This window comes from Thalassotalea fonticola, from assembly GCF_032911225.1.
In the GTDB taxonomy this organism is placed as follows: domain Bacteria; phylum Pseudomonadota; class Gammaproteobacteria; order Enterobacterales; family Alteromonadaceae; genus Thalassotalea_A; species Thalassotalea_A fonticola.
In genome coordinates this window covers 714473-728062 of record NZ_CP136600.1, presented here as the reverse complement: position 1 = coordinate 728062, position 13590 = coordinate 714473, and the positions used below count along the sequence as shown (strand labels likewise).

At 40.9% G+C, this 13590-nt stretch carries 10 protein-coding genes; all 10 read right to left on the bottom strand.

Annotated features, from left to right (window positions below; genetic code table 11):
• Window positions 1-36 precede the first annotated feature (36 nt).
• Complete coding sequence (gene glnS / locus RI844_RS02930; RefSeq protein WP_348396979.1) at window positions 37-1707, bottom strand: glutamine--tRNA ligase; 1671 nt, start codon at window positions 1705-1707, stop codon at window positions 37-39.
• Window positions 1708-1869: 162 nt separating this feature from the next.
• Complete coding sequence (locus tag RI844_RS02925) at window positions 1870-2247, bottom strand: VOC family protein (protein ID WP_348396978.1); 378 nt, start codon at window positions 2245-2247, stop codon at window positions 1870-1872.
• A 9-nt stretch (window positions 2248-2256) separates the two neighbouring features.
• On the bottom strand, window positions 2257-2679 hold the full coding sequence (locus tag RI844_RS02920) for a hypothetical protein (RefSeq protein WP_348396977.1): 423 nt from the start codon (window positions 2677-2679) through the stop codon (window positions 2257-2259).
• Window positions 2680-2739: 60 nt separating this feature from the next.
• The gene (locus RI844_RS02915; protein WP_348396976.1) at window positions 2740-3198 is read right to left on the bottom strand and encodes a VOC family protein; all 459 of its coding nucleotides are present in this window, start codon (window positions 3196-3198) and stop codon (window positions 2740-2742) included.
• A 63-nt stretch (window positions 3199-3261) separates the two neighbouring features.
• On the bottom strand, window positions 3262-4923 hold the full coding sequence (locus RI844_RS02910; protein ID WP_348396975.1) for a tetratricopeptide repeat protein: 1662 nt from the start codon (window positions 4921-4923) through the stop codon (window positions 3262-3264).
• A gap of 309 nt (window positions 4924-5232) precedes the next feature.
• Window positions 5233-7218, bottom strand: coding sequence for a glycoside hydrolase family 3 protein (locus RI844_RS02905; protein ID WP_348396974.1), 1986 nt, complete (start codon window positions 7216-7218; stop codon window positions 5233-5235).
• Window positions 7219-7224: 6 nt separating this feature from the next.
• The gene (locus RI844_RS02900; RefSeq protein ID WP_348396973.1) at window positions 7225-8754 is read right to left on the bottom strand and encodes a sulfatase family protein; all 1530 of its coding nucleotides are present in this window, start codon (window positions 8752-8754) and stop codon (window positions 7225-7227) included.
• 232 nt (window positions 8755-8986) lie between these two features.
• Entirely contained in the window at window positions 8987-10567 is a 1581-nt protein-coding gene (locus RI844_RS02895) for a sulfatase family protein (protein ID WP_348396972.1), read from the bottom strand.
• An 8-nt stretch (window positions 10568-10575) separates the two neighbouring features.
• Window positions 10576-12999 (bottom strand): glycoside hydrolase family 2 protein, encoded by a 2424-nt coding sequence (locus RI844_RS02890; protein WP_348396971.1) that lies wholly within the window; start codon window positions 12997-12999, stop codon window positions 10576-10578.
• A gap of 25 nt (window positions 13000-13024) precedes the next feature.
• Complete coding sequence (locus tag RI844_RS02885; RefSeq protein WP_348396970.1) at window positions 13025-13588, bottom strand: hypothetical protein; 564 nt, start codon at window positions 13586-13588, stop codon at window positions 13025-13027.
• Window positions 13589-13590: the final 2 nt, after the last annotated feature.

Genomic DNA, 13590 nt, shown 5'->3' with positions numbered 1-13590 from the left:
ATTGCAGGCATTTTTTATGTCACAAATTAAATATTTTTACTTAGCTATCTTCGCCCAAGTGTCACGTAAACCCACGGTGCGGTTAAATACTAAATGTTCAGCTGTCGCATCTTTGTTATCTAAACAAAAATACCCTTGGCGCTCAAATTGAAATGCTTGTTCAGGTTTAGCATTCACCAGTGACGGCTCAACCTTAGCATTTTTAATAGTCACCAATGACTCCGGGTTCATCACTGTATGAAAGTCTTCTTCAGCACCAGGGTTTGGCACAGTAAACAAGCGATCATACAAACGTATTTCCGCATCTACAGACTCGTTAGCTGAAACCCAATGAATAACACCTTTTGGTTTAGTTCCGTCAGTAGGATTTTTACCTAAAGTATCAGCATTATAGGTACAGTAAACTGTAGTTACGTTACCCGCTTCGTCTTTGTCACAACGAACCGCAGTAATAACATAAGCACCACGTAAACGAACAGCTTTATCAAGTACTAAACGTTTATATTTCTTATTGGCTTCTTCACGGAAATCTTCCGCTTCAATGTAAAGTTCACGACTAAATGGAACAATTCGAGTACCTTGTTCTTCATCACTTGGGTGATTCTTTACCGTTAATTCTTCTACTTGCCCTTGTGGGTAATTTTCAATCACTAACTTAATTGGATCTAACACAGCCATTGCGCGTGGCGCGTTATCATTTAAATCTTCACGAATACATGCTTCTAAAACACTTATTTCGACAGTGTTTTCCATTTTAGTGACGCCAATACGTTTAGCAAACTCACGCATAGATGCTGGCGTATAGCCACGACGACGATAAGCCGCGATGGTAGGCATACGAGGATCATCCCAACCATTGACTAAATTTTCACTCACTAGTTGATTCAACTTACGTTTACTCAGTACCGTATACTCAAGGTTCAAACGAGAAAACTCATACTGATGAGGTTCAATTTCGATAGAAATATTTTCAATAACCCAATCATATAAGCGACGATTGTCTTGAAACTCTAAAGTACAAAGTGAATGAGTTATACCTTCAATTGCATCAGAAATACAATGAGTGAAATCGTACATTGGGTAAATGCACCACTTGTCAGCTGTTTGATGATGATGGGCAAACTTAACGCGATAAAGTACCGGGTCTCGCATACAGATAAAGCTAGAAGCCATATCTATTTTTGCTCTTAAAGAACATTCGCCTTCTTTAAACTCGCCATTTTTCATTTTTTCGAATAACGCTAAGTTTTCTTCAACAGACGTATCTCGGTAAGGACTGTTTGTACCTGGTGCGTTTAACGGACCGCGGTATTCACGAATTTCTTCAGCATTTAAGAAACAAACAAAAGCCAAACCTTTTTCAATTAATTCTTTCGCATAAGCATATAGTTGATCAAAATAGTTAGATGAATAACGAACATCACCCGACCAGTCAAAACCTAACCATTTCACATCTTCTTGAATTGAATTAACATAATCAATATCTTCTTTTTCAGGATTGGTATCATCAAAGCGCAAATTACATAAACCCTGATAATCTTGAGCAATACCAAAGTTAAGGCAAATAGATTTTGCATGACCAATATGCAAGTAACCATTTGGCTCTGGCGGGAAACGTGTTTGCACAGCAGTATGCTTACCACTATCTAAATCTGCGTCAATGATATTACGAATAAAATTGCTAGGACGGTTTTCAACTTCCGACATCTAGTGAACCTCTGAAAATTAAAGCTAATATGAAATTTATGAACCTTGGATTATAGCAATAGTTATAGCTATCTTGTAGAGCATTTAGAAAAATAAACCGATACAATTTTTTTTGGTCAGTGGAATGCCCTCGGAAATAGAAAAAAGATTTAATTCTATTGCTTAATCGAGAATATAATCAGTAGTAATTATTTCCAGTAAATGCTGGTTTGGGTCTTTAAAGTAAACGCCTCGTCCTTCGTAATGATGATTAATTTCATTCGCAGATGTGTTTTCTGGCCCTGGACCAAAGGCAATGTTGTTTTGTTGTATTCGAGCTAGAATTTTATCAAACTGCTGCTCTGATACTTTAAAAGCATAATGTTGAGCAGTAAATGTACCTTTATCTCTAAAGTCTAAGCTTAGGGTTTTGTTTACTTTAACAACAGCAAAGTTTTCCCATACCTTTAAAAATTCAAAGCCAAAGATTTTCTCGTAGAATCTTGCTGAGGCAATCATGTCATGGCAATAAACGATAGTATGGTTTAATGAAATTTCCATAGTCAACACTCACGTTTCAACGTTTCGAATTCTTGCCGCTAAGTATGCTCCGCCCCAGGCCATTGGAATATAAGCGAAAGTTAAATCAACGACAATGAACCATACAGGAGCCGGGATCATAGTAGAGGCTGAAATGCCACCGGCTAAAAATACAAAACCTATAATAAAAGAAACGATAAATTGACGTTTTACCGCAATGCAATAGGCCACCAATGCGCCAACGAATGTGCCTATTGCATGAGCTAAAAATGGCATTATAAAGTGCTTAACTTCAAATAAATGAATCGATTCGCGGATAGATTCGGTATTGGTGACATCTACTCCAACCGGTGGAGGGATGATCTCTGGGCCATAGACAACAATAGCCATGTTCACGGCGCTGCCTAGCACTAAACCAATCACTACTGCTAATATATTCCTAACAATGTCCATTCCCTCTGCCTACTCATTATAAAGTTTGATTATCACTTTTATTTTAATTAAAGCTTGTAACTAAGAAAACTCTGCCATCATCCGCTGCTTAATTTCATCCTCTGATAAATCTTCTATATGCGTCCCTAATGTCCAGATATGACCAAAAGGATCCTTTAATGTACCAGCCCTGTCACCATAAAATTGATCAGCTACTGCTTTTAGCTCCACTCCCCCTGAAGCAATGGCCAGAGCAAATGCCTTATCTACATCGTCTAAGTACAGCATTAAACTGACCCCTGCACCTCCTAGAGTTTCAGGGCTGACAAAGCCTAAATCCATATACTCTTCGGCCATCATAATATGAGAATCGCCAATTTTAATTTCGGCATGCGCAACGCCACCATCGGGCGTATTGAGCAGCAAAAGCAGCTCAGCAGAAAAGGCGGTTTGATAATACTTTATTGCAGCGTTACCATCTTTAACAATCAAATATGGTGTTATAGAATGATAGCCATTAGGAATTGCTGTAATAGACATAAGGGTAACTCCTAGCGAAATAATACTTTATTTATAGGTCAATTTCGCCAATTAGCAACTTGCTTAGAGCACCCTTGAGCTGGTTATTGATATGTCAGCCCATTGCCAGGATTTCTCAAAGCGGATTTTAATTTGCTCAGCTTCTGACTTTTTGCCTTGTTTTAACAGCGACTGATATAAACCATATAGAGACCAACCATTTTCCGGAAACGTTTCCAGATCCTGTTGATAAACTCGCGCTGCATTGGCAAAGTTGCCACTTGTCAGTAATATAGCGCCAAGCGTTTGTCGAACGGGATAATGCCAGTCTGAAGGCTCGTTATAATTGAGCTTATCTTCGAGCTCTACGGCCTTATTTAATACAACGATTGCGTCATTATAATTATTAGCTTTAGCAAGTAACTCCCCTTCTAGAACAAGAGTTGCAATTTGTAGAACGTTAAAAGCATCATTAATTTCCCAAACAGTTATGGCCTTAAGTGTTTCATCATTCGCTATTTTGCGAAGTTTGTTTAATTCACTTTCTGCTTTGGTTAATTGCCCTGTAGCTAAGAAACGAATGCCTTGGGCATAATGCCAAACACCTAAAGGATATTTTAGATCTGCTTTTGGCTGTACTAATGATTTAATTTTATCCCATTTGCCAAATCGAACATAAGCATAAGTTGGCGTTATCCAATAATGTTGAAGGGTGCCATAGCCAGTTTCTCTCATTAATGTTTGATCTATGTGCTGGGCCATATGCTCAGCGGCCATAATAGCCTTTTCACTATTACCCTGCATTGTCGCCATGGCCCAAAGAAAATGGCGGTTATGCGGCACGTAGGCTACTGGATATATTCCCTGCTGTCGGCATTGAGCAATGTATTCACTATCGACGGCAATTGCTCTCTCATTCGCCTCAACGCCATCTTGATAACGACCAGTTCTTATATAAATATGTGATGGCATATGGACTAGGTGGCCAGCACCGGGCACTAAGTCAACGAGAATATCGGCACTAGCAAGTGCCCTTTCTGGGCTCTTTGAAGCTTCCACAGCATGAATATAATAATGGATTAAACCAGTATGGCGAGGATGTTTTGCTAAACCTGTTTCCAGTACTTTAAGTATTTTCGGTGTCCATTCTTTAGGCCTGCCATCACCATGCCAATAGTCCCATGCATGGATCACCATTAATGCTTCGGCAAGCATTGTTCTGATATTAGGATCATCAGGGTAAATCTTAACAAGCTCCTGCATAGCAACCGCATAAGCATGGTCTAGTTCGGCTCTACCAGATAGGGTTTCATCGCTACTGTACCTTGTGGCAAGAGCGTCAATTAAATGCTGTTCTTTTTGCGAAGCAAACTGTTTAAGACTCTTGGCTTTAACAATTGCATCATAAGCAGGCTTCACTGCTGAAGACTCCATCGCAGCATTAATATTAGGACCAAGTACCAATGCTTGCCCCCAATATGCAATCGCTGAATTAGGATCGATTAAAGATACTTGCTTAAATGAGCGTCCAGCTTCTAAGTGATTAAAACCATAGGTAAGCGCAATGGCTTGATTAAAGAATTGATTTGCCTGCGCATCAGATGAGGAAATGGCAAAGTCATGGCTTCCCATACCGGCAAGTAAAGGTGCTATCTGTCCGGGAAATAGGTTCTTACCTTGTTGTTCGCCCTGAGCAGTAGACGTAATATTGATGACAATTAATATAGTGATTAAAAGCTTTTTCATTGCAATAAACCGGTCATTTTATATATGAATGATCTTCTAATCTTAGTGTAAAAAAATGAAAAAACTAAGCAGAGCAATAAATGAGATTCAAATATTATTAAATAAAGAAATAGCCAGTGAAACAAACTAAATAATACTTAGCATTTGTAACTACTTTGGATTTTTAAACCTACAACGGGAATATGTTATCGAGTGTTGCATTATTGCAGTGGCCAAAAACTTATGTATTTACAATCCATGTACAAGAAAGGCTTCATTATTGAAGCCTTTTTGGAATTTATAAAAAGATTTACTCTCTAATAATAAACACTACTCTTGATACGATAATCCGTGACCAAAGGAAAATAACGGGTCAACAGAATCAAACGGTACGTCTTCAAATTGTGCTTCAACCGCAGCCATCGAACGTGGCATCTCAAAAGGTAACTTACCCGTTGGATTAAAATCACCAAATAATACATCGAAAATAGCATCATCGGTGGCACCAAATTCGGCTAATACCCCTACTGCATGTTTGGCAATTTCAGGGATAACCGACGGACGTTCAAGGTATATCGATACTATAGTCGGTTTTGTCGCCATTACCTCGTTGATATGAGCCAGCTCTTCACCTTTAAAATCAAGATCGCCCTGATTTAAGATAGTTTCAATAATGTTCTCGCCCATATTTAAGTCAGTTCTCGGCGCGCGATGTGGCGCTTTCACTCGCAGTATAGCGACATCAGCGTCGGCTAAATTAGTTACTACTTGTGCATAACGGCTGGCAACATTTTCATCTACCCCCTCAAGATATACTTTGACACCTTTTGCCAACGGCAGAGTGTAACCTTGTTCTTGTTGTTGATTTTCTAAAGGCTTATTTTTAAGCAGCACCAGCGACTTACGTTGTGCCAACGCGCCTGCTTTCATAAACTCATCAGTACCGGCTATTTTTTCAGCCAGGGCAACATCAACATAAGGGTTATCAAACAAACCTAAACGGAATTTGTCTTTTAATATACGACGTACCGAGGCATTAATACGACCGATAGAAACTTCGCCGTCCTCCACCAGGTCAACAATAAAGCCTGGTAATTCTTCACCGCCAAATTGATCGACACCGGCATCAAGTGCTTTTTTAAAGCGGTCAGATTCAGATAAACCTTCAACGCCCCAGGCACGAGCCCGCATTGCTACCCAGCCCATAGCACCTTTATCGGTGATTATTCCCCAATCGGTACAAACAACACCTTCAAAGCCAAAATCGCCACGTAACATATCGGTAATGACTTCTTTGTTAAATGACATCGCTACATCTTCTGAGGTTTGGCCATTAGGGATGCCGTAATATGGCATCACTTGCGCGGCTCCTACATCAAATGCCGCCTTAAACGGTTTTAAATGATAATCAAAGTTATCACCAGGATAGGCTTGATCGGCACCATAAAACTGATGGGCATCTAGGCCATTTGCCTGTGGTCCACCACCGGGAAAATGTTTGACCATGGTTAATACACTGGAGTTGCCAATATTGGCCCCTTGGAAACCTTTAATATAACCGGCCACCAATTTAGACGATAATTCGGCTTCTTCACCAAAAGTACCAACGCTGCGCGCCCATCTTGGCTCGGTGGCCAAATCTGCCATGGGATGCAGTGCTAAACGAATACCGACGGCGCGATATTCAATGTTGGCAATACGGCCAAATTCTTCCGCCACATTTTCATCCCCGATGGCACCAAAGCCAATCGGCTCGGGCCATAATGAAAACCCTTCAGTTCGAACCGAGGTAGCATTTTTACCATCGCGCAAACTGTGACGAGGATCGGTAGAAAAAGTAATTGGAATGCCTAAACGAGTTTGCTCGGCTAGCTTTTGTACATCATTGTGCCAACGAGCCATTGACGCAACAGGCGCAGAGCCCATAACATTGAAATGATTAATTAACCGTGAATTAATGATGTCGTAGGTACCATAGCCCATCGACATGTTCATATCTTCAAGAATTTCAGCATTGTCGCCAAAGGTCATTGGCGGTTGAAACATTAAGCCGGCTTTTTCTTCGATATTCATTTGAGCGACAAGATCGTCCACACGACGAGAGATCGGCTGACGGCTGTCTTCATACACATCCAACTCACCATTTTTATTCAAATCACGGTAGTTAAAGCCACTGGTATTCAGTGTTGGCGCTTCCGGGCCAATGTCGGCTTTTGCCAAAATGGTGTCAAGCCAGTAAGTTTTCGCGACTCCTAATGCCACCAGTGAAACTGGAACTGCGACGGCAATCGCCGAATATTTTAGCCATTTATTCATAATAATTTACCTAGTTTGAAAAATTTTGTTTTTTGTACTGATACGACGATAGCCATATCTAATTAATTTATAGGCACCGTAAAGCATGCCGATAGCGATAAGCAGTGCGAGCAAAAACATAACACCCAATACCGTATAAAAAGGGCCATACCCCTTCTTATCATCAGGTGTGCCTTTCATAATCAGCCAGCGTTGTTCAGGTTTAATTGCTTGGTACTGAGCAATCAATGCTTTTAGTTCTGCTACTTTTTCAGGGTGCTGCTCTGCTAAATTCTCGCTTTCCGCCGGATCTTTTGATAAGTCAATTAACATGAGAGGATGTGTATAAGCGCCCATATTAGCGAACATTTTGATGTTAAGGTTTAAAGTTAAACCCTTTTGCAATTTTAACTTCCACTTACCTTGTCTAACGGCGTCTACATGGTGATTAGTACTATCAAAATAGACATATAAGCCTTGTTTATTAACCTCTTTACCTGCCAGTAATGAGTTAATACTATTTCCATCAATGACCCGATCACTAGGTAAATCAGCACCACTAAGCTCGGCAAAGGTTGGAAACCAGTCCAACATAGATACAACACCGTCATACTGGCGAGACTTTATACCTTGTGGCCAATGAGCAACGGTAGGCACACGATGGCCACCATCAAAGGTGGTCATTTTACCATTTCGAAGATCACCTGCCGAGCCGCCATTGTCGCCCATCATTAACCAGGGACCATTATCACTGGTAAATATAACTAAAGTGTTTTCCCATAAGCCTTTGGTCTTTAAGGCTTTGACAATTTCACCAACAGACCAATCAAGTTCTTGTACAACATCACCATACAAACCACGATTACTACTACCTTGAAAATCAGGAGAAGCATAAAGCGGTACATGTGGCATGTTATGAGCTAAATAGAGGAAAAAAGGTTGCTGTTGATGGCGCTCAATAAAATCGATAGCTTTGTCAGTATAACGTTTGGTTAGATATTGCTGGTCAATTTCTTGGTGTTGTATTTCTTGATTTTCATACCAAAGAAAACTGCCCATATCATTACTGTATGGCACCCCATAAAATTCATCAAAGCCCTGGTTCCAGGGCATAAACCTGTCGTTATGGCCCAAATGCCACTTACCAACTAAGCCCGTTGCGTAACCTTGTGGTCTAAGCATTTCCGCAATAGTGATTTCACTTTGTGGCATACCATCGATGCTAGTTTCAGAAAATACCCTATTAATGCCCATACGTACTGAATAACGACCCGTTAATAAGGAAGCACGAGAAGGCGTGCAAATATTGGCTGCAGAATAGAAGTTAGTAAACTTAATACCTTGCTGCCCTATTTGGTCGATATTGGGGGTGTTAATATCGGTAGCACCAAAAGAGCTAATATCGCCGTAGCCTAAATCATCGGCGAAGATTAAAACGATATTGGGTTTGGCTGGCGATGCATTTTTCGATGATATTTCGCTTGCGTGCACTGAGTTCAAGCCAAGCCAGACGAAAATTAATAATACTTTTAGAAATATTGAGTAGTTAACAACCACAGTTTAAAACTCCGAAACACATTGATACCCATTAAAAGATATAATGACAATATCAATAGAGCCTGAAACCATCCTGAAGAAAACCAACTAAGTAAAGCGATGATGTAAGTAAGGCTATGTTCTAAGCACTTCAACGATAAATAGTTACCCATAAAAAAAACCTGAGCTAAATGGGTTAAATTCAACATCAGGTTTCTTGATTTAAGTTAGTCTAATTAAAGTAGAGTTGCGATTATGGCTCTAATTGTGATGACAAGCCTTTATGGACCAGCCAAAATTTAAACCGCTCTAATAGCGTCGGCTCGGGATCTTGTTGTGGTACTTGATACTCTTTACGTAACCCAGCTAAACGTTTTTTCAATTTTGTAATTTTTGCTGACTGTGCTCTGTCCGCAATAAGGTTATTCAGTTCATCAGGATCTGTTGCCAAGTCATAAAACTCCCAGGTGCCTAACTGATAAAAATGAATTAATTTATATTTATCAGTACGTACACCATAATGACGAGGTACGAAAGCCCAGCCAGGGTTTTCATAAAAGTGATAGTAAATGGCATCTCTAAAGACTTCCGACTGAGCTGAGTGTTGCGTGTCGGCACTCATCAGCGGCACTAAGCTTTTCCCTTGCATATCAACAGGCGCTTCAACGCCGGCGATATCTAAAAAGGTTTGGGCGAAATCCAAATTTTGTACCAAATCGTTGTTTTCACTGCCCGGTTTTATTTTGCCTGGCCATTTAACAATGAGCGGCATGTTAATTGAGTCTTCATACATCCAACGCTTGTCAAACCAGCCATGATCACCTAAGAAAAAGCCTTGATCTGAGCTGTAAATGACGATGGTATTTTTCTCCAGGTTATTTTCTTTTAAATAGGCTAATACCCGACCTAAGTTGTCATCAATGGAATCGACCGAACGGATATAATCTTTGATATAACGTTGATATTTCCATTTAACGCGGGCATCCCCTTCCGGGGTATTGTCACGATAAGCCTTATTTTCATCAGCATAAGCCCTATTCCAATTTGCCAGCTGCTTTTCATTTAAATAGCCCGGAGGGCTTAACTTCAAATCTGGCGTAGTGAGATGTGATGCAATCGACATTTCCAAATCAGGGATCAGTGACGCAGCTCGGTCTTGATGATCATCAAAAAGCGTTGCAGGCTCAGGGATATCTATGTCTTTATATTTATCGATATGATCAGGGCCTGGTGCCCATTCACGATGCGGCGCTTTATGTTGGTACATCAACATAAACGGTTTATTTTTATCGCGCTTATCTAACCAGTCCAGTGCTCTGTCTGTGATCACATCTGTGGTATAGCCTTCCACTTCGACCGTGCCGGTTTCACTTTTAAAACGTGGGTTATAATAACGACCTTGTCCAGGTAATATTTCCCAATGGTCAAACCCTGTCGGCTTGCTATATAAATGCCACTTACCAATTAAAGAGGTTTGATAACCCGCCTGCTGTAAAAGTTTAGGAAAAGTTTGCTGTGAACCATCAAAATCCCCGCCCCATTCGTTGTTCATAAAGCCATTTTTATGGCTATGCTTACCGGTTAGAATAACCGCCCGGCTTGGTCCACAAATCGAATTCGTGGCGAAGGCGCTGCGAAATAGCATGCCTTCATTCGCCAGTCTATCAATATTCGGTGTGTTATTAATTTTTGAACCATATGCACTAATGGAATGAGTGGCATGGTCATCGGCAAAAACGAATAAAATATTCGGCTGAGTTTGCTCGCTCGCCAGCGCAGAGAACGCAAGGACAGAACTGGCAATACTCAACAAGGTTTTGGTTAAAAATTTCATAGTAGACTCTAGTTATTTTTAGTCAAAAAAGAAGTAACAACAGGTAATTGAACATCAATACCTGGATGCACAAAACCCACTTTCCGGCGACTGATAACAACGCTTTCCTGCCCTTCTATACTTAAATAGGCGTAAACAACAAAGGGTATTTTTGCTGGCATTGTTAAATCAATAGTTAACTGCTCGTCAGCAAGCGAAGCTAGCGTTAAATTAACCGAGGTAGCTTGCGTTAACACCTTACCATTTGCGTCAGCGGTCACTAATTTCACCACAACGTCACTATTTTGGTAGGTATCATTTAATAAGGTTACTGGCACGGAAACTTGTTGGCCTGCTTGGTAAAAGTCTTCCGACCAAATATCCAGGTTAACTGTAACTGGTGCAAAGGCATGCGCCCCCCACTGTGCCCAGCGCGGCTCCATCACCAAATTAGGAATGTCGATAAAATTATCACACGTTGCACTGGCTTCTTTAATATCCCAATCCGCAGGAATGGTGTCTTTGTCAGCACATTTTCCTAAATATAGAAAATGTTGAATACCTGCATAACCCCGGCGAGCACGCCAGTAACCGGTTAACTCTGAAACTACATAGGCATATATCTCACGGCGCTGCTCAGCTGTGATCTCTGTGCCTTTGGTTAATAATCGGTAAGCATCTTCCGCTATGGTTACCGGATCGCTGCCATCACGCGTTAACCATAACCAGCCATACTCATTATTAATGTATGGATGATTACGTGCCCCTGGACCATCATAGGTGCGAAACACGATACCTTTGGTCATTGGCGGTAAACGAGAAAATGTATCTAAATCCGCTAAGCCATATTCTTTATCGTTGCTGTTCATAAAACCGGTGCCGTTAAGTTTGTACGGGTGTTCTTCTAACGGATCATTTGGTCGATCAGGGGCACGATAACTGCCAGATTCCCATACACGGGTATCGTCTAAATGACGGACCAAAGGCACGACTTGATAAGGAATGGGGTTATGGTTTTCATTAGACGCATCCCACCAGCCAATTGAAGCATGGTTCCAATTTTCCTGAACCCAGGCAGTAAACTCTTTTTCAAGCTCTGTTAATGACCAGTTGTTTGATTCTGGCATACCTGGTAAGCCCAGTTTTACAGGTGCAAAAAGGTGATATTCATCGGTAACGATAAAACCGAGTTCATCGGCAATGTCGTACCAAAAATTAGGGGCGCGGCCGACATGAAAACGAAATGAATTCCAATGAAAGTCTTTCTGCCCCGCTAACAGCTTGTTAACCCAGGTTTTATTCCAGGGAAGTTGTTTACGATCTTGATCTTCAAAAAAGCGATGTAGGGCGATATTAGTACCACGCAAATAATACTTTTTATTATTTAAATAAAAGCCTTTATTTTTGCTGTCGATACCATCGCCGCCGCGCCATTGAACTTTTCTCATGCCAAAACGCGATACTCTGTCATCAGATGCCTGGCCATCTTGTTCAATAGTGGTATGCGCAGTATAAAGAAATGGCGACTCTGGTGACCATAAGTTCACATCTGATAAGCGAACATCTTGTGTCACAGTTATCGTTTCATTAGCCGCCATGGTGACCAATTGTTGAAAAAGCTCTGAAGCTATCTGTTCACTTTGCCATTCATTAATCTGTTGTTTAACCGTTAAATCAACTGCTGTATTGCTGTTATTGCGTATAGTGGTATGGATTTTTGCCAAACCTTGGTCGATATTAGGATCAACTTTCGTGCGGACAATAGAGTATTTCCCGGTATAAACCACACTGACACTGTCCCATAATCCCGGATACCAGCCATACTTTTCAAAATCACCACCTACGGGAATGAATTCCGGCACCGAGCTATGCTCTGCACCAACCCGGATGATTAACTCATTTTTCTGGCCATACCGAATAGCTTTCGACAAGTCGTATTCTGAAACACTAAATGCGCCATAATGTTCGCCTAGCATTTGGCCATTAAGCCAAACTTTAGTACCGTACTTCGCTTTATGTAAACATAGATTAGCTAGCGCACTTGGCTCGCTTGGCGCAGCGAACGATTTTTTGTACCAAAAGGCCTCACGTTCATCACTTTCCATACCGACTAAGTTAAAACGAGGCGTTGCTTCCGTTAATAAACCCGGAACTGGCGCGGTGTGATTAAAAACTTCCGGTGAATTGTCATCAAGTGCACCTTGCTCGACTAACCATTGACCGTCAAGCGATTGGGTTTTACGCACGGTTTCGCCAAAATCTACATGGCTATTTTGACAAGCGACTTGTGCGTAACTTCCCTGAACTTCAGCACTTTTATGCTTTGATTCGGGAAAGTCTTTCATAAACTCATTAACATGAGGCTTTATAAATGCCAGCAACGGTGTTTTAAAAACCCAGCCCAAAATAACCAGAACGATGAGCGTTATTGCGATTTTTTTAAATATTTTCATTATCTTAGTTCTCAATTGAATTGGCTTACATGATGAAAGCGCGATAACCGGTCAGGAAACCTTGAAAAACAAATAAGTCAAAACCAAAGATGGCCATTACAGTTCCCTCAAGTCCTCCTAAAACAAGCATAGGGAGAAATAACAAGGCAGTAGATTTAAACAGCTTATCGGATGGTTTTTTCTGGCATTTAAGTATTATGTGATACACCAAATGAAACACCGCAATCACCATAAACATGATGCCATAATAGAAAAGGTACGGGCCTTGCAGACCAGCATAAAGTCCGGCACTAAAGCCATAAAACCCCATAGCAACAACCATTTCTTTGATATGCCAGATAACGGGTACCACTAAGCCAATTTTGATCGCTTGGCGATAAGTACTGCCGTAAATACGTGCCCCCACGTAAGCAGCTCCCGCACCAAACATGATGCAAGCAAATAAAATCAGGCCAGATAAATTTCGCAACGCTAACGGTAACCCTATTTTCCAGCCGTTATCATAAATCACCGTCATAATAATCGCGGTAACAATCACAGCGAAGGCAACCCGCCAATGGCCAGGAACATTTTTTAAAAAACAATTCATGC